The sequence below is a fragment of the Pseudomonas sp. HAR-UPW-AIA-41 genome (genome assembly GCF_002304225.1).
Classification (GTDB): Bacteria; Pseudomonadota; Gammaproteobacteria; order Pseudomonadales; family Pseudomonadaceae; genus Aquipseudomonas.
The window spans coordinates 31065-54303 of record NZ_NSLB01000003.1 but is presented as its reverse complement, the minus strand read 5'-3'; the positions used below and the strand labels follow the sequence as shown (position 1 = coordinate 54303).

At 62.9% G+C, this 23239-nt stretch carries 23 protein-coding genes; 18 read left to right on the top strand and 5 right to left on the bottom strand.

Going from position 1 to position 23239, the window contains the following annotated elements; all coding sequences use genetic code 11:
- Positions 1-83 precede the first annotated feature (83 nt).
- From gspE to CK486_RS07415, 9 genes are read left to right on the top strand one after another with little or no spacing between them, the layout of a single operon-like run.
- Positions 84-1559 carry a type II secretion system ATPase GspE gene (gene gspE, locus CK486_RS07455; RefSeq protein WP_095939672.1) on the top strand — a complete coding sequence of 492 codons (1476 nt, stop codon included), beginning with the start codon at positions 84-86 and terminating at the stop codon, positions 1557-1559.
- Between the two features lie 6 nt (positions 1560-1565).
- Entirely contained in the window at positions 1566-2780 is a 1215-nt protein-coding gene (gene xcpS, locus CK486_RS07450) for a GspF family T2SS innner membrane protein variant XcpS (protein WP_095939671.1), read from the top strand.
- A gap of 5 nt (positions 2781-2785) precedes the next feature.
- The gene (xcpT, locus tag CK486_RS07445) at positions 2786-3211 is read left to right on the top strand and encodes a GspG family T2SS major pseudopilin variant XcpT (RefSeq protein ID WP_095939670.1); all 426 of its coding nucleotides are present in this window, start codon (positions 2786-2788) and stop codon (positions 3209-3211) included.
- A gap of 5 nt (positions 3212-3216) precedes the next feature.
- A complete protein-coding gene (gspH, locus tag CK486_RS07440) occupies positions 3217-3831 on the top strand; it encodes a type II secretion system minor pseudopilin GspH (protein WP_095939669.1) in 615 nt (204 codons plus the stop codon).
- Positions 3828-4226 (top strand): type II secretion system minor pseudopilin GspI, encoded by a 399-nt coding sequence (gspI, locus tag CK486_RS07435; RefSeq protein WP_095939668.1) that lies wholly within the window; start codon positions 3828-3830, stop codon positions 4224-4226. Before gspH ends, gspI begins: the two co-directional genes overlap by 4 nt.
- Positions 4223-4969 carry a type II secretion system minor pseudopilin GspJ gene (gene gspJ / locus CK486_RS07430; protein WP_095939667.1) on the top strand — a complete coding sequence of 249 codons (747 nt, stop codon included), beginning with the start codon at positions 4223-4225 and terminating at the stop codon, positions 4967-4969. Before gspI ends, gspJ begins: the two co-directional genes overlap by 4 nt.
- Positions 4966-5949, top strand: coding sequence for a type II secretion system minor pseudopilin GspK (gspK, locus tag CK486_RS07425; protein WP_095939666.1), 984 nt, complete (start codon positions 4966-4968; stop codon positions 5947-5949). Before gspJ ends, gspK begins: the two co-directional genes overlap by 4 nt.
- Complete coding sequence (gene gspL / locus CK486_RS07420; RefSeq protein WP_095939665.1) at positions 5946-7040, top strand: type II secretion system protein GspL; 1095 nt, start codon at positions 5946-5948, stop codon at positions 7038-7040. Before gspK ends, gspL begins: the two co-directional genes overlap by 4 nt.
- Complete coding sequence (locus CK486_RS07415) at positions 7037-7558, top strand: type II secretion system protein M (protein ID WP_371915491.1); 522 nt, start codon at positions 7037-7039, stop codon at positions 7556-7558. Before gspL ends, CK486_RS07415 begins: the two co-directional genes overlap by 4 nt.
- 91 nt (positions 7559-7649) lie before the next feature.
- Here the strand turns inward: CK486_RS07415 and CK486_RS07410 are convergent, their stop codons facing one another.
- The gene (locus CK486_RS07410) at positions 7650-8264 is read right to left on the bottom strand and encodes a trimeric intracellular cation channel family protein (RefSeq protein ID WP_095939664.1); all 615 of its coding nucleotides are present in this window, start codon (positions 8262-8264) and stop codon (positions 7650-7652) included.
- Positions 8265-8360: 96 nt separating this feature from the next.
- Positions 8361-9281: a LysR family transcriptional regulator gene (locus tag CK486_RS07405; RefSeq protein WP_095939663.1), complete on the bottom strand. Its 921-nt coding sequence runs from the start codon at positions 9279-9281 to the stop codon at positions 8361-8363.
- Positions 9282-9427: 146 nt separating this feature from the next.
- Here CK486_RS07405 and CK486_RS07400 point away from each other — a divergent pair, with 146 nt between their 5' ends.
- From CK486_RS07400 to CK486_RS07390, 3 genes are all read left to right on the top strand, one after another.
- Entirely contained in the window at positions 9428-10771 is a 1344-nt protein-coding gene (locus tag CK486_RS07400) for an aspartate aminotransferase family protein (RefSeq protein ID WP_095939662.1), read from the top strand.
- 65 nt (positions 10772-10836) lie between these two features.
- Positions 10837-12333, top strand: coding sequence for a CoA-acylating methylmalonate-semialdehyde dehydrogenase (locus CK486_RS07395; protein ID WP_095939661.1), 1497 nt, complete (start codon positions 10837-10839; stop codon positions 12331-12333).
- Between the two features lie 258 nt (positions 12334-12591).
- Complete coding sequence (locus CK486_RS07390; RefSeq protein WP_256574380.1) at positions 12592-13365, top strand: gamma-glutamyl-gamma-aminobutyrate hydrolase family protein; 774 nt, start codon at positions 12592-12594, stop codon at positions 13363-13365.
- Positions 13366-13444: 79 nt separating this feature from the next.
- On the opposite strand, the gene CK486_RS07385 is transcribed toward CK486_RS07390, so the two are convergent.
- Together CK486_RS07385 and CK486_RS07380 are read right to left on the bottom strand one after the other, a co-directional pair.
- Entirely contained in the window at positions 13445-15667 is a 2223-nt protein-coding gene (locus CK486_RS07385; RefSeq protein WP_095939659.1) for a UvrD-helicase domain-containing protein, read from the bottom strand.
- A 9-nt stretch (positions 15668-15676) separates the two neighbouring features.
- Positions 15677-16492 carry a hypothetical protein gene (locus CK486_RS07380; protein ID WP_095939658.1) on the bottom strand — a complete coding sequence of 272 codons (816 nt, stop codon included), beginning with the start codon at positions 16490-16492 and terminating at the stop codon, positions 15677-15679.
- A gap of 753 nt (positions 16493-17245) precedes the next feature.
- On the opposite strand from CK486_RS07380, the gene CK486_RS07375 reads away from it, so the two are divergent.
- Both CK486_RS07375 and CK486_RS07370 read left to right on the top strand, forming a co-directional pair.
- A complete protein-coding gene (locus CK486_RS07375; RefSeq protein WP_095939657.1) occupies positions 17246-17686 on the top strand; it encodes an abscisic acid-deficient protein Aba4 family protein in 441 nt (146 codons plus the stop codon).
- A gap of 91 nt (positions 17687-17777) precedes the next feature.
- A complete protein-coding gene (locus tag CK486_RS07370; protein WP_095939656.1) occupies positions 17778-18548 on the top strand; it encodes an ABC transporter substrate-binding protein in 771 nt (256 codons plus the stop codon).
- A gap of 7 nt (positions 18549-18555) precedes the next feature.
- On the opposite strand, the gene CK486_RS07365 is transcribed toward CK486_RS07370, so the two are convergent.
- Positions 18556-19299 carry a DUF6882 domain-containing protein gene (locus tag CK486_RS07365; protein ID WP_095939655.1) on the bottom strand — a complete coding sequence of 248 codons (744 nt, stop codon included), beginning with the start codon at positions 19297-19299 and terminating at the stop codon, positions 18556-18558.
- 145 nt (positions 19300-19444) lie between these two features.
- On the opposite strand from CK486_RS07365, the gene CK486_RS07360 reads away from it, so the two are divergent.
- The 4 genes from CK486_RS07360 (at position 19445) to CK486_RS07345 (ending at position 23232) form a co-directional block, all read left to right on the top strand.
- Positions 19445-19903 carry a GNAT family N-acetyltransferase gene (locus CK486_RS07360; RefSeq protein WP_095939654.1) on the top strand — a complete coding sequence of 153 codons (459 nt, stop codon included), beginning with the start codon at positions 19445-19447 and terminating at the stop codon, positions 19901-19903.
- Positions 19904-20050: 147 nt separating this feature from the next.
- On the top strand, positions 20051-20794 hold the full coding sequence (locus CK486_RS07355) for an ABC transporter substrate-binding protein (RefSeq protein ID WP_095939991.1): 744 nt from the start codon (positions 20051-20053) through the stop codon (positions 20792-20794).
- A gap of 65 nt (positions 20795-20859) precedes the next feature.
- Complete coding sequence (locus CK486_RS07350) at positions 20860-22149, top strand: HD-GYP domain-containing protein (protein ID WP_095939653.1); 1290 nt, start codon at positions 20860-20862, stop codon at positions 22147-22149.
- A gap of 78 nt (positions 22150-22227) precedes the next feature.
- A complete protein-coding gene (locus CK486_RS07345) occupies positions 22228-23232 on the top strand; it encodes a hypothetical protein (RefSeq protein ID WP_095939652.1) in 1005 nt (334 codons plus the stop codon).
- Positions 23233-23239: the final 7 nt, after the last annotated feature.

Below are 23239 nucleotides of genomic sequence, written 5' to 3'. Positions count from 1 at the left end.
GCGGCGTTCTGCGGTTTAAAGCTGTCTGCGCCACCAGAAGCGCGGCCACCGCAACCCAATTTGCCCAGGGCACGACAATAACGATGGAAAGCTCCCTCCAGCAGCCGCTGCGCCGCCTGCCGTTCGCCTTTGCCAAACGCCATGGCGTGCTGCTCGACGGCAGCCGCCTGCAGGCCCGGCATGACGCCAGCCTCAACGCCCTGCAGGAAGCCCAGCGCTTCGCCGGGCAGGTACTGCCCTGCCAGTGGCTGGCGCCCGGCGACTTCGAACAGGCCCTGGGCGCGGCCTACCAGCACGACTCATCCGCCGCCATGCAGATGGTAGAAGGCCTGGGCGCCGACATGGACCTGGCCAGCCTGGCCGAGCAGGTGCCGGAAACCGAGGACCTGCTGGAGCAGGAAGACGATGCGCCGATCATCCGCCTGATCAACGCCATTCTCGGCGAGGCGATCAAGGAGAACGCCTCCGACATCCACATCGAGACCTTCGAGAAGCGTCTGGTGATCCGCTTCCGCATCGACGGCATGCTGCGCGAAATGGTCCAGCCCAAGCGCGAGCTGGCCGCCCTGCTGGTGTCGCGGATCAAGGTCATGGCCAAGCTGGATATCGCCGAGAAGCGCGTGCCGCAGGACGGGCGCATCTCGCTCAAGGTCGGCGGCCGCGAGGTGGACATCCGTGTCTCCACCCTGCCCTCGGCCAACGGCGAGCGCGTGGTACTGCGCCTGCTCGACAAGCAGGCCGGGCGCCTGACCCTGCAGCATCTGGGCATGAGCGCGCGCGACCGCCAGCTGATGCAGGAAACCGTGCAGAAGCCGCACGGCATCATTCTGGTCACCGGCCCCACCGGCTCGGGCAAGACCACCACGCTGTACGCCAGCCTGGTCACGCTCAATACCGGTACACGCAACATCCTCACCGTCGAGGACCCGATCGAATACCACCTCGAAGGCATCGGTCAGACCCAGGTCAACACCAAGGTCGAGATGACCTTCGCCCGCGGCCTGCGCGCCATCCTGCGTCAGGACCCGGACGTGGTGATGGTCGGTGAGATCCGCGACAAGGAAACCGCCGAGATCGCCGTGCAGGCCTCGCTCACCGGCCACCTGGTGCTCTCCACCCTGCACACCAACAGCGCCATCGGCGCGGTCACCCGCCTGGTGGACATGGGCGTGGAACCCTTCCTGCTGTCCTCGTCCCTGCTCGGCGTGCTGGCCCAGCGCCTGGTGCGCGTGCTCTGCCCGAGCTGCAAGCGCCCCTACCAGGCCGATGCCGCCGAGTGCGCGCTGCTCGGCGCCGACCCGGCGCAGCCACCGACGCTCTACCACGCAGAAGGCTGTGAGGACTGCCGCCAGCTCGGCTACCGCGGGCGTACCGGCATCTACGAGCTGGTGGTGCTGGATGACGAGCTGCGCACCCTGATCCACAACGGCGCCAGCGAGCAGGACATGACCCGCCGCGCCCGCACGCTGGGCCCGAGCATCCGCGAGGACGGCATGCGCAAGGTACGCGAGGGGGTCACCACCCTCGAAGAAGTGCTGCGCGTGACCCGCGAGGAATAAGCATCCATGGCCGCCTTCGAATACCTGGCCCTGGACAATCAGGGCCGCCAGCAAAAGGGCCTGCTCGAAGCCGACAGCCCGCGGCAGGCGCGTCAGCAGCTGCGCGAACGCAACTGGTCGCCGCTGGAGATCAAACAGGCCAAGGCCCGCGAAGAAAAGAGCCGAAGCGGCCTGAGCTTCGGCCAGGGTCTGTCGGCCCGCGATCTGGCGCTGGTCACCCGCCAGCTGGCCACCCTGGTGCAGGCCGCCCTGCCCATCGAGGAAGCCCTGCGCGCCGCCGCGGCGCAGTCGACCACCCCGCGCATCAAGTCGATGCTGCTGGCCGTACGCGCCCGGGTGATGGAAGGCCACAGCCTGGCCGCCAGCCTCAAGGAATACCCCTCGGCCTTCCCCGACCTGTACCGCGCCACCGTGGCCGCCGGCGAGCATGCCGGGCACCTGGCTCTGGTGCTCGAACAGCTGGCCGATTACACCGAGCAGCGCCAGCAGTCGCGGCAGAAGATCCAGCTGGCACTGCTCTACCCGGTGATCCTGATGGTCGCCTCGCTGACCATTGTCGGCTTCCTGCTCGGTTACGTGGTGCCGGACGTGGTCAAGGTCTTCGTCAACACCGGGCAGGAGCTGCCGGCACTGACCCGCGGCCTGATCGCCGCCAGCGATCTGGTCAAGCACTGGGGCTGGCTGTTCCTCCTGCTTGGCGGTGCCAGCGTGTTCGGCCTGCGCCAGGCGCTGCGCGACGAAAACCTGCGCCGCCGCTGGCATGCCCTGATCCTGCGTATCCCGCTGGTTGGCCGGCTGGCCCGCGCCACCAACACCGCGCGCTTCGCCTCGACCCTGGCCATCCTCACCCGCAGCGGCGTGCCGCTGGTGGAAGCGCTGTCGATTGCCGCGGCGGTGATTGCCAACCTGCGCATCCGCGACAAGGTCATCGAAGCGGCGCAGAAGGTCCGCGAAGGCTCCAGCCTGACCCGCGCGCTGGATGCCACCGAAGAATTTCCGCCGATGATGCTGCACATGATCGCCAGCGGCGAAAAGTCCGGCGAGCTGGACCAGATGCTGGCACGCACCGCACGCAATCAGGAAAACGACCTGGCCGCGCAGATCGCCTTGCTGGTCGGCCTGTTCGAGCCGTTCATGCTGGTGTTCATGGGCGCCGTGGTACTGGTCATCGTGCTGGCCATCCTGCTGCCAATCCTTTCCCTCAACCAACTGGTGGGCTAACCCCGATGCAACGACGTCAATCCGGTTTCACCCTGATCGAAATCATGGTGGTAGTAGTCATCCTCGGCATCCTCGCCGCCCTGGTGGTGCCGCAGGTGATGAGCCGCCCGGATCAGGCCAAGGTCACAGTCGCCAAGGGCGACATCAAGGCGATTGCCGCCTCGCTGGACATGTACAAGCTGGACAACCAGGCCTACCCGAGCACCCAGCAGGGCCTCGACGCCCTGGTGAAAAAGCCTTCCGGCAACCCGCAGCCGCGCAACTGGAACAAGGACGGCTACCTGAAGAAGCTGCCGGTCGATCCGTGGGGCAACCCCTACCAGTACCTGGCGCCGGGAACCAAGGGCCCGTTCGACCTCTACTCGCTGGGCGCCGACGGCAAGGATGGCGGCAGCGACAACGACGCCGATATCGGCAACTGGGACATCTGAGCAGCGTGAGCGGCGTCGCCGAGAGCAATACCCCGACGGCAGCCCCTGCCGCCGGGCCGACGCGCCGCCCATCCGCCGCCGGTTTCACCCTGATCGAGCTGCTGGTGGTCATTGTCATCATCGGCAGCCTGGTCAGCCTGGCCATGCTCTCGGTCGGCGGCAATCAGGGCCGCCTGCTGCAGGACGAAGCCGAACGTCTGGCCGCGCTGATCGGCGTACTCAGCGAGGAAGCGACCCTGGACAACCGCGAGTACGGCCTGCTGCTGGATGACCGTGGCTACCGCGTACTGCGCTACGACGAGCGCCTGGCCGTGTGGCAGGCCGCACCGGGCCAGCGTGAACACCGCCTACCGGAATTCGCCCGCCTTGAGCTCAAGCTCGAAGGCCAACCGCTCAAGCTGGCCGCGCCGGTTCTGGCCAAACAGGATAATCCGGGGCTCAGCGAAGGTGATGAAGCCGAGACCGCGCGGGTAACCGCCGCCCCGCAGCTGCTGATTCTCTCCAGCGGTGAGCTGTCGCCCTTCAGCCTGCGCATCGAAGAGCGCGCCGCCAACGGCGCCGCCTTCAGCCTCGCCAGCGACGGCTTCGCCCTGCCGCTGGCCGAGCGGGCCACGCAATGATTCTGACCGTTTCCCGCCAGCGCGCCTTTACCCTGCTGGAAGTGCTGGTGGCACTGGCCATCTTCGCCACCGTCGCCGCCGCCGTGCTCACCGCCGCCGCCAGCAGCGTGCGCAATGCCGCGCGTCTGGAGGAAAAGGCTCTGGCCGGCTGGATCGCCGACAACCAGCTGGTCGAACTGCAACTGCAACGCCCCAGCCCCGGCACCGGGCGCAACCAGCGCGAGATCAGCTACGCCGGCCGCGACTGGCAACTGCAGGAAACCATCGACAGCACCAGCGACCCAGCCATGCGTCGCGTCACCCTGTGGGTGGCCCCGCGCGACAGGCGCAGCAGCGACAGCATCGAGGAGCGCGCCAGCCTGGTGCTCACCGGCTTTATCGGGGTGCGCGAATGATCGCTGCGCGCCCTCCTCGTCAGCGCGGTTTCACCCTGCTGGAACTGCTGATCGCCATCGCCATCTTCGCCCTGCTCGCCATGGGCACCTACCGCATGCTGCAGAGCGTGCTGCAGAGCGACGAAAGCACCCGCCGCCACGAGCGCCAGCTGCGCGAACTGACCCGCGCCATGGCCGCGCTGGACCGCGACCTGCTGCAGGTCATCCCGCGCACCGTGCGCGACACCTATGGCGAGCCGCGCGGCGCGCTGCTCGGCGGCGACAGCCTGAACCTGGAACAGGCCGCCCTGGAGCTGACCCGCAGCGGCTGGCGCAACCCGCTTGGCGCTCCCCGCGCGCAGCTGCAGCGGGTGCGCTGGCAACTGCGCGGCGATGTGCTGCAACGCCTGTACTGGCCGGTGCTGGATCAGGCCGTGGACACGGCGGTGCAGGAACAGCAGGTGCTCAAGGGCGTCAGCGACCTGCGCGTGCGCTTTCTCGATATCGAGGGCAACTGGCAGCCGCAGTGGCCGCCGGCCCGTGGCGACCTGACCGAAGAACAGCTGCTGCGCCTGCAGCCGCAAGCGGTCGAGCTGACCCTGACCCATCAGCACTACGGCGAACTGCGCCGCCTCTACCGCCTGCCGGACAGCCCGCCGCAGCAGGATGCCGGCGGCCCGGTCGTCGACAGCGATGGCAACACCGCCAATGACGCTGAAGGCGCCGACGGCAACGGCGACTCCAGCACCGGGGAGCAGCCATGAAGCGCGAACGGGGCGTCGCGCTGATCACCGTGCTGCTGATCGTGGCCATCGTCACCGTGGTCACCGCCGCGCTGGTCGCCCGCCAACACCTGGCCATCCGCAGCAGCGCCAATCAGCTCAACGCCCGCCAGGCACTGCACTACGCCATGGGCGGCGAAGCCCTGGCCCAGGGCATTCTGCTGCGCGACATCAAAGGCAACAGCGGCGACCCGCGCAGCCCGGTCGATCACCTGGGCGAAGCCTGGGCACGCCCGCTGCCGCCGTTCGCCATCGAGCAGGGCGAAATCGCCGTGCGCATCAGCGACCTGTCCGGGCGCTTCAACCTCAACAGCCTGGTGCAGGGCAAACAGGTCAACCGCATCGCGCTGGAGCGCTTCCAGCGCCTGCAGCGCCTGCTCGGCATCGAACGCAACTACGCCCCGGCGCTGGTCGACTGGCTGGACGAAGACCAGCAGGTCTATGGCGAAGGTGGTGCCGAGGACAACCAGTACCTGCTGGCAACCCCGCCCTACCGCACCGCCGGCCAGGCACTGGCGGCCGTCAGCGAGCTGCGCCTGCTGCTGGGCATGACCGAGGCCGACTACCGGCGTCTGCTGCCCCATGTCAGCGCCCTGCCGGCGCAGACCCCGCTCAACGTCAACACCGCCAGCGCGCCGGTACTGGCCAGCCTGGCCGACGGCCTGAGCCTGGCCAGCGGGCGCAGCCTGCAGACCGCCGGCGGCCGCGAGGGCTACCGCGACCTGGCCGCGTTTCTCGGCCAGCCGGCGCTCGCCGGTCTGGGTGTACAGGGCGCCGGCCTGGCGGTTGGCAGCCAGTTTTTCGAAGTGCGCAGCGAAGTCAGGCTTGGCGAACGCCGCCTGGTGCTGCTAAGTACCCTCCAACGCAGTGCGGAAGGTGAAGTGCTGGTGCTCGGCCGAGATTTCGGCCAGGCCGCCCTGCTCGCCGAACCCACCACTACCACCGAGCAGGATCCCCGATGATCGATTGCCTCTTCATGGCTCCCGGCGGCCACGGCCTTGCCGACAGCCGCCTGTACTGGCAGCCCGCCCAGGGCGGCGGCCGCTGGCTCGACCTGCCGGCGCTCAGCGCCGAGCTGGCTGGCGTGCCACTGGCCCTGGTGCTGCCGGGCGAGCGCCTGAGCGCCTGCGCCGTGGCGCTGCCGACCAGCAAGGCGCGCTGGCTGCGCCAGGCCCTACAGTATGCCGTGGAAGAACAGCTGGCCGAGGACGTTGAACAACTGCACCTGGCCATGGGCGAGCCCCAGGCAGACGGTCGCGTGCGCGTCCTTGCGGTACGCCGCGACTGGCTCAGGGCGCTGCTCGCCGAAGCCCAGGCCGCCGGCCTGCAGATCGATGCCCTGCATGCCGACTTCGACCTGCTGCCGGCCGAAGGCGGCCACGCCCTGATTCAGGGTCAACGCGGCCTGCTCGGCGCCGGCGACAGCCGTCTGGTGTTCCCCGCCGGCGACTGGCCGCAGCTGCAGAGCCACCTGAGCGACGTCCAGCTGCATCAGCCCCACGACCCGTTCGCCTGGCAGGCCCAGCAGCGCGGCCACGCCATCGATCTGGCCCAGGGCGAGTTCGCCGTGCAGCGCAGCAGCGGCCGCTGGCAGGCGTGGCAGCCGGTGGCCGGTCTGCTCGGCCTGTGGCTGGTCCTGCAGCTGGCCTTCGATATCGGCCAGGCCTGGTACTTCCAGCACCAGGGCGATGCCTTCGCCGCCCAGAGCCGCACCCTGTATCAGGAGCTGTTCCCTCAGGACACCCGCATCGTCAACCTCAAGGCCCAGTTCGCCGAGCACCTGAGTCAGGCCGGCAACGGCCAGAACCAGGGCCTGCTCGGCCAGCTGCAACAGATCCGCACGGCCATCGGCGAAGCGCCGCTGACGGTCGATCAGCTCGACTACAGTCAGGAGCGCGGCGACCTCTCCCTGCAGGTGCGCGCCGGCAACTTCGGTGAGCTGGAACAGCTGCGCCAGCGCCTCAACGAAGTCGGTCTGCCGGCTCAGCTGGGCTCGGCCAACCGCGATGAACAGGGCGTCAGCGCCCGCGTAGTGATCGGAGGAGGCGCATGAACGCCATGGTCAGCCTGAAAACCCGCCTGGGCGCCCGCGCCAGCACCTCGCCGCTGTATCAGCGCTGGCAGCAGCTGCCGCCGCGCGACCGCCTGGCCCTGAACCTGCTGGCCGGCTTCCTCGCCCTGGTCATGCTGTATGTCGCCGTCTGGCTGCCGGTCCAGCATCACCTCAAGGATGCCCGCCAGTGGTATCAGAGCCAGCGCGAACTACACCAGTACATCCAGAGCAACGCCGAGCTGGCCCGGCAGAGCGCCGCCAGCCCGGCCGCCAGCATCGATGCCGAACAACTGCAGGGGCTGGTCACCGCCAGCGCGCAGCAGGCCGGTCTGGCCATCGAGCGCTTCGACAACGACGGCAGCGGCCTCAGCCTGAGCCTCACCCAGGTGCCGTTCGCCACCCTGCTGCCCTGGCTGGCCGACCTGGAACAGCAGGGCGTGCAACTGGCCGAAGTCAGCCTGGACCGCGCCGGCACCGGCAAGGTCGACGCCCGCCTGACCCTGCGCGCGGGTCAGTAACAGCCGTTTAGTTGTAGGTTGGGTTGAGTCGCTGCGCTCAGCGCCAACCTACAGATGGCGCCTGGGTGACACCATTTACGCCAGCGGACTGCTAATGCCTTAGTGTCAGCCACTTCGGCATCTGCCAGCCGAAGTGGATGGCCAGGCCGCGGAAGGCGAAGGTGAAGGCCACGCCGCACAGGCTGGCGCCGAGGGATTCGCCGTCGCGGGCCAGCAGGTAGGTGTAGAGAATGCCACCGGTGATGATGGTGGTGGCGTAGATCTCGCGGCTGGCCAGCAGGTTTTCCCGTTGCGCCAGCACGTCGCGAATCAGCCCGCCCCCGATGCCGGTGATGGTCGCCATGACGATGGCCACCGGCGCGGCAAAACCATGGGCCAGCGCCTTGTCGATGGACTGCACGCCGAACAGGGCGATGCCGAAGGCGTCCAGATAGAGAATCGCCGACCACACCGTTTCATCGCGCAGCTGGCGGGCCATTGCAAATGCCAGCATGGAGGCGCCGCTGGCCACCCAGACGTAGTTGAAGTCCAGCGTCCAGAACACCGGCACGCCCATCAGCAGGTCACGCAGGGTGCCGCCGCCCACAGCGGTGATCACACCCATGAACAGCAGCGCGATGATGTCCATCCCACGCCGCCCGGCGGCCAGCACCCCGGCCATGGCGAAGGCGCAGATGGCGGCCATGCCGATCCAGTAATTCAACATCAGTGACTCTCCCCTCGCTCAGGGACCGTGGATGGCGATACGCACCAGAGAAAGTAAGCCGTTCTTAAGGCTGTTTTCCCGACGATCGCAGCGCCATCAGCGGCTACTGCCCAGTGCCTCGAGAAACGCCTCCAGCACCAGATTGGGCCGGCGACCCTTGCGGGTCACGGCGGCCATGTTCACGTCATAGAAGCGCTGAGTCGGCTTCAGGGCACGCAGGCGGCCCTGGGTGACCCAGGCTTCGGCGTAGTGATCCGCCAGATAGCCGATGTAACGCCCGGTCAGCAGCAGGAAGGCCACGCCCTCGCGGTCGCTGGCACTGGCCGTGCAATTGAGCCGCTGGTAGTGCGCCTGAACCTCGGCCGGCAGGCGGAAGGTCGGGGAGATGGCGTCCTGCGCATCCAAGCGCGCGTCGTCCAGGCTGTCGTCGGCGGCATAGAACAGCGGATGCCCCACCGCGCAGTAGAGCAGCGAACGCTCGCTGTACAGGCTCTGATACTCCAGCCCGGAGAGCGCGCCCACCTGCGGCACCACGCCCACGTGCAGGCTGCCGCCGAGCACGCCCTGCTCCACCTCGCCCGGCGGGGTCATGCGGATATTGATCTGCACATCCGGCCCCTGCTGCTTGAGCTGGGCCAGGGCGTTGGTGATGCGCATGTGCGGTACCGTCACCAGGTTGTCGGTCAGGCCGATGTTCAGCTCGCCGCGCAGGTTGCGGTGCAGGCCGTTGACCTCGCTGCGGAAGCTCTCGATGGCGCCCAGCAGCTGCAGGGTCGACTGATACACCTCGCGGCCTTCCTCAGTCAGGGCGAAACCGGCGCGACCGCGCTGGCACAGGCGCAGACCGAGGCGCTGTTCCAGATCGCTCATGTGCAGGCTGATGGCCGAGCGGCCGATGCCAAGCACGCTCTCGGCGGCGGAGAAGCCACCGCACTCGACCACGCTGCGGAAGATACGCAGCAGGCGGATTTCAAAGTCGCTGACCTGGGCCAGCGGATCGGTTCTGCGGGTGCTCATGGCGGCTCGCTTAGTTTGATGAAATCGAAACTTAAGATTGGAAAAGTCGGATTTTCCAGACTTTAGGCCTCTGGCAACTTAGCTGCAACCCGTGGAACGGCCCGGCCGTCCCATGCAGAACACATCGCCTGTGCGAGATAAGAGCCATGACCCTGCCTGAAACTGCCCCGTCCCTTGCCAACCAGCTGAAGCTCGACGCTCACTGGATGCCGTTCTCCGCCAACCGCAACTTCAAGCGCGATCCGCGCATCATTGTCGGGGCCGAAGGCAACTACTTCATCGACGACAAGGGCCGTCGCGTGTTCGACAGCCTGTCGGGCCTGTGGACCTGTGGCGCCGGCCACAACCGCACCGAGATTCAGGAAGCGGTCGCCCGCCAGCTGGGCACCCTCGACTACGCTCCGGGCTTCCAGTACGGCCACCCGCTGTCCTACCTGCTGGCCGAGAAGATCACCGAGCTGACCCCGGCCGGCCTCGACCACGTGTTCTACACCGGTTCGGGCTCCGAGTGCGCCGACACCGCCGTGAAGATGGCGCGTGCCTACTGGCGCCTGAAGGGCCAGCCGAGCAAGACCAAGTTCATCGGCCGTGCCCGTGGCTACCACGGCGTGAACATCGCCGGCACCAGCCTCGGCGGCATCGGCGGCAACCGCAAGATGTTCGGCCAGATGATGGACGCCGACCACCTGCCGCACACCCTGCAGCCACACCTGGCCTTCACCAAGGGCATGGCCGAAACCGGTGGCGTGGAGCTGGCCAACGAGCTGCTCAAGCTGATCGAACTGCATGATGCGTCCAACATCGCCGCCGTGATCGTCGAGCCGATGTCCGGTTCCGCCGGTGTGATCGTGCCGCCCAAGGGCTACCTGCAGCGCCTGCGCGAGATCTGCACCCAGCACAACATCCTGCTGATCTTCGACGAAGTGATCACGGCGTTTGGGCGCATGGGTAAATGGACCGGTGCCGAATACTTCGGCGTGACCCCGGACATCATGAACACCGCCAAGCAGGTCACCAACGGTGCCATCCCGCTGGGCGCAGTGATCGCCTCCAGCGAGATCTACAACACCTTCATGCAGCAGCCGACTCCGGAGCACATGGTCGAGTTCGGCCACGGCTACACCTACTCCGGCCACCCGGTTGCCTGCGCCGCCGGCCTGGCGACCCTGGAGCTGCTGGCCCGCGACAACCTGATCGAGCAGTCCGCCGCCCTGGCGCCGGTGTTCGAGGAAAAACTGCACAGCCTCAAAGGCAGCAAGCACGTGGTCGACATCCGCAACTGCGGTCTGGCCGGTGCCCTGCAGCTGACCCCGCGTGACGGCGACCCGGTAATCCGCCCGTTCGAGGCCGGCATCAAACTGTGGAAGGCCGGTTTCTACGTGCGCTTCGGCGGCGACACCCTGCAGTTCGGCCCGACCTTCAACACCAAGCCCGAGCAGCTCGACAGCCTGTTCAATGCCGTCGGCGACGTGCTGAACACCCTCGACTGATCCGCTGCCACCCTGTTCCCGCCGGGAGCAGGGTCTGAACCGAATTCACATTGAGAGATAACACCATGAGCACCATCGCCCACCTGATCAACGGCGAAATCGTTTTCCGCAGCGGCCGCACCACCCCGGTCTTCAACCCGTCCATGGGTGAGGCCATCCGCCAGGTCGAACTGGCCGACGCCGCCACCATCCAGCTCGCCATCGACTCCGCCAAGGCCGCCTTCCCGGCCTGGCGCAACACCCCGCCGGCCAAGCGCGCCCAGGTCATGTTCCGCTTCAAGCAACTGCTAGAAGCCAACAAGGACAAGATCGCCGCGATGATCAGCGAAGAGCACGGCAAGACCCTCGAAGACGCCGTGGGCGAACTGCAGCGCGGCATCGAAAACGTCGAGTACGCCTGTGGCGCGCCGGAACTGCTGAAAGGCGAATACAACCGCAACGTCGGCCCGAACATCGACAGCTGGTCCGACCATCAGCCGCTGGGCGTGGTTGCCGGCATCACCCCGTTCAACTTCCCGGCCATGGTGCCGCTGTGGATGTACCCGCTGGCCATCGTCTGCGGCAACTGCTTCATCCTCAAGCCGTCCGAGCGCGACCCGAGCTCCACCCTGTACATCGCCGAACTGCTGCACGAAGCCGGCCTGCCCAAGGGCGTGCTCAACGTCATCAACGGTGACAAGGCCGCCGTGGACGCCCTGATCGAAGCCCCCGAAGTCAAAGCCATCAGCTTCGTCGGCTCCACCCCGATCGCCGAATACATCTACACCGAAGCCAACCGTCGCGGTAAGCGCGTGCAGGCCCTCGGTGGCGCCAAGAACCACGCCGTGGTTCTGCCGGACGCCGACCTAGACAACACCGTCAACGCCCTGATGGGTGCTGCCTACGGCTCCTGCGGCGAGCGCTGCATGGCCATCTCCGTGGTCGTCGCCGTGGGTGACCACGTAGCTGATGCCCTTGTGGAAAAACTGGTACCGAAAATCCAGGCCCTGAAAGTCGGCGCCGGCACCTCCTGCGGCCTCGACATGGGCCCGCTGGTAACCGGCGCGGCACGCGACAAGGTCAAAGGCTACATCGACGCCGGCGTCGAGCAAGGCGCCAAGCTGGTGGTCGATGGTCGCTCGCTGGTCGTACCGGGCTGTGAATCCGGCTTCTTCGTCGGCGGCACCCTGTTCGATCAGGTCACCCCGGACATGACCATCTACCGCGAAGAAATCTTCGGCCCGGTGCTGTGCATCGTCCGCGTCGGCAGCCTGGAACAGGCCATGAAGCTGATCAACGACCACGAATACGGCAACGGCACCTGCCTGTTCACCCGTGACGGCGAAGCCGCCCGCCTGTTCTGCGACGAAATCGAAGTGGGCATGGTCGGCGTCAACGTACCGCTGCCGGTACCGGTCAGCTACCACAGCTTCGGCGGCTGGAAGCGCTCGCTGTTCGGCGACCTGCATGCCTACGGCCCGGACGGCGTGCGCTTCTACACCAAGCGCAAGACCATCACCCAGCGCTGGCCGCAGCGCGCCTCCCACGAGGCCGCGCAGTTCGCCTTCCCGAGCAACGGCTAAGCTGAAAACCAGAGGGCTGATCGCAGGATCAGCCCTTTGTGCATCAAGCGGTTTTGTACCGGCGCCTGTGGCCCAGCAAAACCGATGTACGCAGTAAACCAGCCGCGCGGGCGCGGCGTTGGTGCAGTGACCCGGTTCCACCGGTTACGGCACCCCTTGGGTGAGCGGGTTCACGGCCAACGTGACCGGCAAGCCCGCTCTCCCAAGGGCAGCCCACTTCAATCAACAGAAGAGGACTTCCCTGCAATGAACAAACCCATGATTGGTCTCCCCCTGTGCCGCTGGCAGCTGACTGACCGCGACATCGGCTGGTTCCACCTGGTGGGCGAGAAATACATCCAGTCCGTCACCGGCTACGGCGCCTTCCCGCTGATGATCCCGGCCTTTGGCGATGACCTGGACATGGACACCGTGCTCGACAGCGTCTCCGGCATCATGTTCGGCGGCTCGCTGTCCAACGTGCACCCCAGCTTCTACGGCGACGAGCATCCCGGTCTCGGCCTGGCGGACAAACCCCGCGACGCCACCGTACTGCGCCTGATGCGCGCCTGCATCGACCGTGGCATCCCCTTCCTCGGCATCTGCCGTGGCGTGCAGGAACTCAACGTCCTGCACGGCGGCACCCTGCACCGCGAAGTACACAACGTCGAAGGCCGCCTCGATCACCGAGAGGTGAAGGACGTGCCGGACGACGTGGCCTACGGCCCGATTCATACCGTGAAGCTGACCGAGGGTGGCCTGCTGCAGCGCATCATCGGCGCCAGCGAGATGAAGGTGAACTCGCTGCACGGTCAGGGCATCGACCGACTGGGCGAGGGCCTGCAGGTGGAGGCTGTGTGTGAGGACGGGCAGATCGAGGCGGTCAGCGTGAAAGGCGCCAAGGCGTTTGCCATGGGGGTGCAGTGGCATCCCGAATACCGCTACTGGGAGAACGCGCAGTACAACGCGCTGTTGCAGGCGTTCCATGATGCGGCGAGGGCGTATCAGGCAAAAAAGTCTGAGCGGAGGAAAGAGGCTGTGGCGATGGCCTGAGGCGAGAAGTGCGCCTGAGCGTTAAACAAAAGGCCCGTCGAATGACGGGCCTTTTTGTTTTTATAAGTACATATATGCCCTATTCAATTCTTTCTAGGGATCCATTTGAAAATGGTGCATTGAGAATATTCCCGGCCCCACCACGCTCACTGGAGCTAGAAATATAAAGATTCTTAATTGCTCGGCTTGCCCCTACGTAAAAACGGGATATATATCTTCTCTTAGCACCCTCACCAATATACTCACTAGACATATCAACCTCATCAGCATGAAGTAAAAAAACACTCTCAAACTGCAAACCCGCAACATACTCAGGAATACTAAATATGCATTTTTTCTTAGCATACCTAAGTTCCTTCATGTCTTCCCTTGAATTTATAGGAGTGTAGTATTTTTTAATTCTCCCAACCTCTAGATACTTCTCATACATCTCCGGATTGAGACACAATACTGCAACTTGGCGCCCACCTTCTGGAGATCCTGCAGCAGCTCTCTGTGCCTTATCAAATACATCATCAATCAAATCTGTATCGGTACGATAAAGCTTATGCACTGGCAGAGGCCCATCATCTATAGCTGACGTAGCGGCGTAATTGCTGAATTCGCCCTCTAGGTCCATCGCAGGAAATGCTCCGTCAATTGCAGCCAAGAAATTTGCTATTTGTGGCGTGTACCTAAACACCGTGTTCAAATCCATAGCAATAGAGGCACCAACACCCGGATTAACAAACCTACCCAAGCCACCTGAAATAGCTGAATCCGTTACACTTTGCTTCAAGTCGTAGGCCATAATTATTGGCCAGCGACCATCTACACATGAGCATCTCTTGAACAGAGACTGGAAAGTCATTGCCTCAATTTTTGTAAAATAATGATATTCATCAACATATATTTGATCAAACCCATCCCTATCCCTAAGCTGATCCCACTCATAAGTATTCAAGTATCGACAAAAATCAACAATCATCTGATCCAGGCTAAAGAAATTCTCCTTTCTGAGCCTGTTTCTATAACTCTCATAGATCTCAAGTATCACTCGCCTTTCATTTTTACCAACTAATTGCATTTGCCATCTATCTCTGGCGGATTCTATATAAGCGGCGGCCTCTTTAGTGCCCTTCCTAATATTTTCAGGATCTAGTACACAGGCAAACTCGTTCACTATCTCCTCAGTCAAAGCTGGACGTTGCTTTTCATCTAAAAGCCTAGACCTCAACTCAGGACAGCTGCTTAAAAGCTCGATATTAATATAAGGGTCATTAACCGCGAGCTCTAATAATTCTTGAATTATAATCCTTTGGAGCTCCCGCCCCTCTATCCCATCCGTAGCTATAGGCCTTAGCCCCTTATCTTGATATCCAAGCTTATCTTGGGCAATTTCGTAAAGCGTTCCTATCACTAACTTATTATCGCCATTTGAGTTTTTCAACTCACTCCACCGGCCACTCGGATCAAGGGCATATAACATCCCCCTCACAACCTCATGTGCCAATGCCGAACTATGCGTCAAAAATAGGAACGTTTTATCCCCTCCCTGATCTGCGTCATCGTAAAGTTCTTTAAGACACTTGATGACCATCGCTTGTGTTTTACCTGTGCCCGCCGCTCCTCTCAAGCGAATAGGCGCATCCGTATTGCTGTTAACAAATCTAAGTTGCTCATCAGTCAGGAGTCTTTCAACCCAATCCTTATAAAGCCCTGGATTAGCCACATAACTGCCTAGCGGCTTACTTAAAACTATCCCATAATTCCCAGCGTTTGCCGCAGGAGGTGCAACCGACTCAGCTAGCAGTGCATCAATATATTTATCTACTGCGAACCTGTAAGCATCATAGTCTGCCGGAATATCCCTAAGAGATCTTGGCCCATCTGTTACTGTGTACGCATAAATATTATCAGACTCATCAGGAGATCTATCGAAGCTTATCCTTACATTGCTTTTTCTTGATATGTTTGTTGCATATACACTTATTAATGCACCATCATTAAACGCTTGCCATTGAACAGGTATAGAAATCCCCCTGTCAAATTGACGAAGCGCGACGCGAATCACCCTTTCAAATATTTGACTACGTCCAATACCTGAGCCAAACACCCCCCCATCACCAGACTTTACAACTAGAAGCCCGCTATTCTCATCCGCACCATCACTTAATATATAAACACACTCTCCAATCTGAATTCGTCTTAGCTCAGCAATCCCCGGTGGAAGCTCATAGTTATTGAACCAGTCATCATCAATCATGGCAGAGTCCAATATAGAAAGCGCTCCCTGCTCAACAACTAAAGCTTTGATATCCATTCTCTTCCCCTACTTAAACTCAATCGCTAGACTTGCTGCTTCTGATGCAAGACATTCAAATTCTGGGCTCATGCCAATCCTTGAGAACAAAAAGGCTATCTTCTGTGTTATTGAATATTTAACTCTATCCTCTAGACGACACACCCTATAAAAACACTTCGATTGATTGCTGATTCGAGCCTGTGACTCACTAACATAAATCTCTTGGTTTTGTATTGAATATATGTTCCTCAACAGTGCCACAGCACCGCCACTTAGCGCGCCCGGCAACTTTGGCAGGAAAAAGAAGTCGGGGAAACCGCCATCGCCCCCTGTCAAATCTTTTTTGGCTCTATCGAGAACACCAGAGAAGTCCACTTGAGTCTTATCGCAGAACAACCGCAATCGATCAATAGCTGACAAAGGGTCATTACTGCATGCTATGTGTACTGCCTCCATCTTATTGCGAATATCCGGAGGGCATACACCACCTAGCACCCTATCCACAAATAACTCAACCCCCACCTCAACTATCCAATCTACAAGCCTTTTTGCGGACACCTCTGCATACCCTTGCCCTTTAAGTTTTCCGTTTACATACTCAAGCAAGACTTTTATAGGCTTGTCTTTTCTCTTGGCAACCTCTTCAAACGCCCATATCGAACTTATGTACTCATACACCGAAACCAACTCAACCCAAGTAAAGTGATTTTTGTGCTTCTCTCGAGCTATATCACAATCAGCAGTTATAATAAGCCCATAAGTACAAACACCGCCATCGCCATTACTTACGATTACGTCACCTTGCCTTATTGGAGCAATCTCTGAAATTTCTTTATAAACCATAGAATCACTCAATATTAATTAAATACAATCGCAACCGGAGCCACCCCGCTTGGGATAATCGTGGACTGGCCTCATTTAATTTCGAAGCCATGCTTTTTCGCCGTCCCGTTATCCGGGCCTGCAAGGACGTGCTTTGAACTTAAAAATACTGTAACTACTAGACGCAGAGCCGAATAGGAGAGGTATGGACGCACCAAACTCCCCGTCAGAAGGCCGAGCGCAGGTGTTGTGGAGGGGGACGCGAGACAGGGATGTCGAGCGAGGCTTAAAGGGCCACGACGGCCCTTGTAAGCCGGCCCCCGGAGCGGCACCGGAGGGAGGGGAGTTTCGCGCAGCGAAACCCGGATGTCGGGGTGGCCTTCTCTTTGGTTACTTTCTCTTGGCCAGACAAGAGAAAGTGACGCGCCGTGCAAGGCGCAATCAATCGCCAAATGCCGAGGAAAGCGCGCCGAGCAGACCCCGAGGTCCGCGCCGCCATCCCCAACCATCAGAGCACTGCCCATGCCTCATCCCTGAGCCACAAAAGAAAGTCCCGACCTTACCCGGAACGCCCGTCTCAAACCAGTGCCAACGCGCAGACCAGAGCCGTCGCCCCGGCCAATCCTGATCACCCGGCCAGCCCCGGCCTGAAAACACAGAGGCCGCCGGGCCCCGGCAAGAGTAATCACCCGCCATTCACCACCTCACTGATGGCGGCGCAACCGGGCGGCCATCCGCTACAACACTCATACCCACCCAACGAGGACACACCCCATGCCGGCGCTCAGCCAGAAACGCCTGTTCCAACTCTCCAGCCTGGTCGCGCTCGGCGGCTGGAGCATTCTGCTGGTGCTACCCGGCTGGGCCATGGGGCCCAAGGTGGTGCTGGGCGTGGCGGTGGTGCTGCTGTGCGTGCTGTACGGCGCCGGGCTGGTGCAGGCGCTGACCAGCCGGGGCGACCGCAGCATGGGCAAGCCGGGCTTCTTCAGTCTGCGCGGCGTGCTGGCCCTGTTCAGCAATCCCAAGGCCGTGCTGGCGGCGTGGATTCATATCCTCGCCTTCGACCTGCTGGCCGGGCTGTACATCCAGCAGCAGGGCGCGCTGCAGGGCATCAGCCACCTGTGGATGGTGCCGTGCTACCTGCTGACGCTGATGTTCGGCCCACTGGGTCTGCTGCTGTTTCTGCTGGTCAGCCAGCTGCACGGCGTCGCCTGAGCCACTTCGGCAGGTTGCGCCGGGCGTGGTTTGCTATGGTTCTGAGGAGCGCGGGATGTTCCCGTGGCCCTTGAAGTGAATCTGCAGACCGATGAACACCCTTCGCACGACCTGGCTGACCCTCCTGCTGTGGAGCCTGATCACCCCGCTGACGCACGCGGGGGAGTCGGACGAGCCTCTGCGTATCTGCAGCGCTGCCTGGCCGGGGTTTATCGAGGTGGAGGATGGGCGGGTAGTTGGTGGCATCACCCACGATGTGATCCATGAGGCCTTTCGCCGGCTGAACCGCTCTGTGGAAATGCGCGAGCTGCCGTGGTCTCGCTGCCTCAAGAATGTCGAAGATGGCAGCTACAGCGCCGCCACCGACGAGTTCTTCCCCAACCGCAATCCGGCCTTCAGCCAGAGTCAGGTGCACTTCAACAGCGCCATCTTTGGCATCTGCGTTCGTCAGGATGCGCCACAGCAATCGCTGTCGCTGGACCTGCTGCAAGGCCAGCGCGTGGGCACGGTGCGCGGCTATATCTACACGCCCAACCTGCTGGCCAAGGCCAACTGGACAGCGGTACAGACCAAGGATGAGGACCAGCTCTATACCCTGCTGGAGCATGGCCGGGTGAACTTCATCGTGTGCGATTACTGGAGCGCGCTGCAGCGCGCTCAGGTGCGCATACTGCAACCATTCCTCGACACCACCGAGCTGGGCGTGGTGTTCAACAAGGCGCACGGAGAGTCCCTGCGCCGCGCCTTCGACCAGACCATCGGCGAGATGCTGGCCGACGGCACAATAGACCGGCTGTACAAGCAGCACACCGGCGCCTCCGACCCGGCAACAGAGAGTCCGTCGTTGCTGGAGTCTCAGTAGACTCCCTTCACTCCGTGGGCCGGACCCAGCGGGCATCCCGCACGGTCATGTAGAGAAAGCCCGCCTCACTGGGCACCCGGTAGGCGCCGATGGCGTTGAGTTGCCGGGCCATCACGGCGGTCATTTCCCAGCCGTCCACCGGGTCGCCAGGCCACTGGGCGCAGGCCAATGACAGCAGCCCCAGCTCCTCACCCAGCGCGCGGACCTCGCGGCTGCGCGCCTTGATCGGCTCGACGAAGGAGTCGTTGGCCCAGGCCCAGCGCCAGCTGTCGGAGCGGCTCGAAAAGCTGCCCACGAAGTCGACATGGCACTCCACGACAGGCAGCCCGGCATTTGAGAACAGCAGCGTGCCGCTGTTCTGATCCCAGTCCCAGCGCTCATGACTGCCGATGCAGTAATCGGCCATGAAACGTTCCTGCTGCGCCTGCAGGTAGGCGAAGCTGCTGCTGATCAGTTCGACCAGCACCTCGTCGTCCTGTCGCCAGTTACGTGCCCGGATCAGCTCGTAGCAGGCGCTGCAGACCAGCTGGATATCGGCCTCGGTCTGAGCCCGGTCGGTCCATTCGCCCTCTTGCTCCAGAAGCACTTCGCAGGCATCACACCAGGCGGCCGGATACAGCTCGTCCGGGGCCTCGGGGTCGTAGCCAAGATTGAAGCCCAGGGCCTCACCCTCCTTGAGATGACAACAGACGAAGCAGGCATTGCGTTCACCATGCTCACCGCAACTGACGAGGGATTCGCTGTCACTCATCGTGGCATTCCTTGCTGATGGGGTTGGCCCGACCTTATACGCAAGCCGGCTCAACGACCAGTGCCTGTCGGGGAGCCGGAGACGCCAGAGGAGCCCTATGTCTATCATGCCCAGCCGTGCAGGCCGCCACCGAACAGGACCTTACATGCTTACCACCGACTGGCTCAGCCACCACCCCGAGCACTGCGCCACCCTCGCCGGCTGGCTGTACCGGCAGTTTCCCTACGAGTTCAGCCAGCAGCCGCTGGAGGACTGGCAGGCCGAGTTCACTGCCGGCCAGCACAATGGCGACTGGTTGATGCGGGTGGCCCTGCAGGACGGCGAACCGCTTGGCTGCGCCGGTCTGGCAAAGGACGATCTGCCGCAGCGCCCCGAGCTGAGCCCCTGGCTGGCCTGTGTGTACGTGCGCCCCGAGGTACGCGGACAGGGGCTGGCCGAGCGGCTGATCGAAGAAGTCTGCGCCGAGGCCCGCGCCCTCGGCCACACGCGTCTGTACCTGCACACCCAGGACCGCGCCGACTACTACGCCAGGCGCGGCTGGACCGCACTGGAAACCTTCGAGGCCTGGGGCATGCCCCACCAGCTGATGGTCCGCCCACTCTGATCACACCGCCCGTCTTTCCTCACCACGCCGGGCGATAGCATCTGCTTTAGTTCAGGGAAGCCGTTAGTCTGGCAAGGAGCCGCAATGAAGGCTGTCCGTACTGTGGCGCAGCGCCTGATCAGGGCGCTAGGCGGTCAGCTGCACAGCATGCACCGCCTGACCAGAACGGCCCCTCTGCTGTTAGCCCTGCTGCTGGCCGCGACCGCCGGGGCAGCAGAGCCCCTGCGTCTGGCCGCCAACAACTGGCCACCCTTTACCGACCGCAGCCTGCCCGGCAACGGCCTGGCCACCGATCTGGTCAGCACGGCCCTGAGCCGTGCCGGCTACCGCAGCGAATACATCGAGGTGCCCTGGGCGCGGGTGATCAAGGGCGTTCAGCAGGGCAACTACGATGTGGTGCTGACGGCCTGGTACAGCGCCGATCGCGAAGCCTACGGGATTTTCTCGGACACCTACCTGAGCAACCGCATCCGCTTTCTGCAGCGCCGGGGCGGCGGCATTTACTTCGCGCAGATCAGCGACCTGTACCCGTACCGCATTGCCGTGGGCCGGGGCTATACCTATGCGCCGGCTTTCGACAACGACACTAGGCTGCACAAGCACGAAGTCACCGACTTCCCGCGGGCCGCCAATATGGTTGCCGCCGGGCGGGTCGAGCTCACGCTGGAAGACGAACTGGTGGCGCAGTACCTGCTGGGCAAGGAACCCACCCAGGTGCGTGAAGCGCTGGACTTCCTGCCCACCCCGCTGGCGGACACACCGGTGCATATTCTGGTGCGCCGCAGCCATCCGCAGCATGTGCAGATAATCGCCGACTTCAACCGCGAGCTGGCCGCCATGCGCGCGGACGGCACTTACCGGGCGATTCTGCAGCGGCACGGGCTGAACTGAAGCGCTCTGCTCTCTGCGCTTCTATTCTCACTACAACCAGAGCAACCCCACCGCCGGACCGCCCCATGTACGAAACCACCCGCCTGAAACGCCGCCAAGTGGATGTGTCCCAGCTGGAAATCGGCATGTACGTCTGCGAGGTGGACCGCCCGTGGCGGGAAACGCCGTTTCTGTTTCAGGGCTTTCCGCTGCTGACCGTGCAGGACATCCGCGCGGTGCAGGACTGCTGCCAGTATGTGTTCATCGACGAGTTCCAGCGCGTCAAGGTCAGCCTCAAACCGGAGGTTGCAGGGCTGGGGGCGACGGACTCGCACAAGCGCGCGCCGCTGTCACGGGAAATGCAGCAGGCACGGCGCAACCGCGAGAAAAGCTCGGCACTGATCAAGGATGTGTTCTTCGATGTTCAGCTAGGGCGGGGCATCAATACAGCGGCCTGCCGGGAGGTGGTCAGCGAGAACCTGCAAAGCCTGCTGCGCAACGAAAGCGCCATGCTCTGGCTGACACGCATGAAAAGTCAGGACGAATACACGAGCCAGCACTGCCTGTCGGTATCGATCATGGCCATGGGCTTTGGCCATCACCTTGGCGTGGCCAATGCCGGTCTGGAGCAACTGGGGATCAGCGGCCTGCTCCACGATGTAGGCAAGATCAAGATCGACCCGCAGGTGCTGAACAAACCCGGCAAGCTGACCGCCGAAGAGTTCGAACACATCAAGCAGCATGCCTCCCTGGGCTACAAGCTGCTGCTGAGTCACCGTGATCTGCCCTCGATTGCCGTGGACGTTGCTCACGGGCATCACGAACGGCTGGATGGCCTGGGCTATCCCCGGGGCCTGGAAGCCACGCAAATCCCCTATTTCACCCGCATCATCAGCATCATCGACTGCTTCGACGCGATCACCAGCAATCGCGTCTACGATCGCGCGCGGACGGTCAAGGATGCCTTCAAGGTACTGATGGACTGCCGGGAGACGCACTTCGACGCCGAACTGGTGATGCGCTTCATCGAATGGCTGGGCATCTTCCCGGTGGGCACGCTGGTGGAGTTGCACACTGGTGAGGTCGGGCTGGTGCTGGAAAAGCATCCCAAGCTGCAGCTGCGCCCCAAAGTGGCTGTACTCATCGACCGCGACGGGAAGCGCTGCTCGCCGCGCTTTCTGGATCTGTCGAAGATCTGCACGGACGAGCAATCCCAGCCCTACCGCATCACCGCCTGCCTGCCCGATGGCGCTCTCGGCCTGAGCATGTGCGACCCGCAGGTGCAGGCGCTGCTGGATAACCGCGAGCTGGCCAGCCTGGACGACGAAGAGGAAGTGCCAGACCTGCTGGCACATTGGCAACGCCACTCCGAATGACCGGAATGGCGCCATGCCGCACATCGCCTGACCACTGACTGCGGCATACTGGCGGCCATCCTGCCATGGACGCGCGCGATGATTCCTGTTCCTAACCCCACCGGTCTGTTGCTGGTTTCATTACTGGTTCTGCTGGCCTGGCTCGCACTGACCGCATTCGCCGGCCTGCTGCTCAGCCTTGCGTGGCCACGACCCCGTCACTACTGGCGCCAGCATCCATGGCGCGCCGCAATCTTCAGTCTGTTACTGCTCTTGCTGACGCTCCCCGGCCTGCTGATCCAGCATGAACTCAGGCAGATCGAGGCTGAGCAAAGCGCCCGTCAGGCGGCGCTGCATCCGATCCTGAGCGAACCACTGACACTGGGCGAGCTGACCCTGCCGGCAGGCAGCCGGGTGACGCTCAACACGCTGGAGCCACTGGACTGGCAGGAGCAGCCACAGGCCCACGGCCTGCAAAGCGTCAAGGAAGCCGAGTTGAGTGAGCCCATCAGGGTGCTGGGTCTGAGCATAGACGCGCTCGACCTGCCGCCCAGCCATTACTTCAGCCGCGTGCGCCTGGCCGGCGAGCAGTGGCTTGAAGGCTGGCGATGTGCCGCTGGCGAATGGGCCGAATTCGCCCGCGAGATCGAGGCGCAGTACCAGCCCAGCCAATGGCGCTGGAAGCACTGCCGGCTGGCTGCTGGCAACCAGCGCGTCGGACTGGACTGGCCCGCCGGCAGCCTGGTCGAACGCGAGCGCTTCGGCTGGCGACTGCGCGCAGCCGAGAACAGCGAGCTCAACCTCAATGGCTTACTGCTGCGCAGCCTGGAAATGAGCCTGAACAACGAAGGTGAGCTGCTTGCCTGGAATGCAACCCTGGCACGTCCGCTGATCTTGGGCGAATGGCAGCATGCCGCCGGCACTCGCATCCGCCAGGACCAGCCGGGACAATGGCTGTTCACCCCACAGCTCAAGGAACCGAGCCGCCACGCGGGCAACGGTCGCCAGGTCGGTAATGCCGAACAGCTTCGCCAACGTACCGCTGATGGCTACCTGCTGGACATCCAGACCAACCCCTGGCCCGATACATTCATCTGGGACTGAGCCTCGC

Coding starts and splice junctions, on each gene's coding strand:
- gspE (WP_095939672.1), top strand. CDS start 84: ATGGAAAGCTCCCTCCAGCAGCCGCTGCGCCGCCTGCCGTTCGCCTTT.
- xcpS (WP_095939671.1), top strand. CDS start 1,566: ATGGCCGCCTTCGAATACCTGGCCCTGGACAATCAGGGCCGCCAGCAA.
- xcpT (WP_095939670.1), top strand. CDS start 2,786: ATGCAACGACGTCAATCCGGTTTCACCCTGATCGAAATCATGGTGGTA.
- gspI (WP_095939668.1), top strand. CDS start 3,828: ATGATTCTGACCGTTTCCCGCCAGCGCGCCTTTACCCTGCTGGAAGTG.
- gspJ (WP_095939667.1), top strand. CDS start 4,223: ATGATCGCTGCGCGCCCTCCTCGTCAGCGCGGTTTCACCCTGCTGGAA.
- gspK (WP_095939666.1), top strand. CDS start 4,966: ATGAAGCGCGAACGGGGCGTCGCGCTGATCACCGTGCTGCTGATCGTG.
- gspL (WP_095939665.1), top strand. CDS start 5,946: ATGATCGATTGCCTCTTCATGGCTCCCGGCGGCCACGGCCTTGCCGAC.
- CK486_RS07415 (WP_371915491.1), top strand. CDS start 7,037: ATGAACGCCATGGTCAGCCTGAAAACCCGCCTGGGCGCCCGCGCCAGC.
- CK486_RS07410 (WP_095939664.1), bottom strand. CDS start 8,264: ATGTTGAATTACTGGATCGGCATGGCCGCCATCTGCGCCTTCGCCATG.
- CK486_RS07405 (WP_095939663.1), bottom strand. CDS start 9,281: ATGAGCACCCGCAGAACCGATCCGCTGGCCCAGGTCAGCGACTTTGAA.
- CK486_RS07400 (WP_095939662.1), top strand. CDS start 9,428: ATGACCCTGCCTGAAACTGCCCCGTCCCTTGCCAACCAGCTGAAGCTC.
- CK486_RS07395 (WP_095939661.1), top strand. CDS start 10,837: ATGAGCACCATCGCCCACCTGATCAACGGCGAAATCGTTTTCCGCAGC.
- CK486_RS07390 (WP_256574380.1), top strand. CDS start 12,592: ATGATTGGTCTCCCCCTGTGCCGCTGGCAGCTGACTGACCGCGACATC.
- CK486_RS07385 (WP_095939659.1), bottom strand. CDS start 15,667: ATGGATATCAAAGCTTTAGTTGTTGAGCAGGGAGCGCTTTCTATATTG.
- CK486_RS07380 (WP_095939658.1), bottom strand. CDS start 16,492: ATGGTTTATAAAGAAATTTCAGAGATTGCTCCAATAAGGCAAGGTGAC.
- CK486_RS07375 (WP_095939657.1), top strand. CDS start 17,246: ATGCCGGCGCTCAGCCAGAAACGCCTGTTCCAACTCTCCAGCCTGGTC.
- CK486_RS07370 (WP_095939656.1), top strand. CDS start 17,778: ATGAACACCCTTCGCACGACCTGGCTGACCCTCCTGCTGTGGAGCCTG.
- CK486_RS07365 (WP_095939655.1), bottom strand. CDS start 19,299: ATGAGTGACAGCGAATCCCTCGTCAGTTGCGGTGAGCATGGTGAACGC.
- CK486_RS07360 (WP_095939654.1), top strand. CDS start 19,445: ATGCTTACCACCGACTGGCTCAGCCACCACCCCGAGCACTGCGCCACC.
- CK486_RS07355 (WP_095939991.1), top strand. CDS start 20,051: ATGCACCGCCTGACCAGAACGGCCCCTCTGCTGTTAGCCCTGCTGCTG.
- CK486_RS07350 (WP_095939653.1), top strand. CDS start 20,860: ATGTACGAAACCACCCGCCTGAAACGCCGCCAAGTGGATGTGTCCCAG.
- CK486_RS07345 (WP_095939652.1), top strand. CDS start 22,228: ATGATTCCTGTTCCTAACCCCACCGGTCTGTTGCTGGTTTCATTACTG.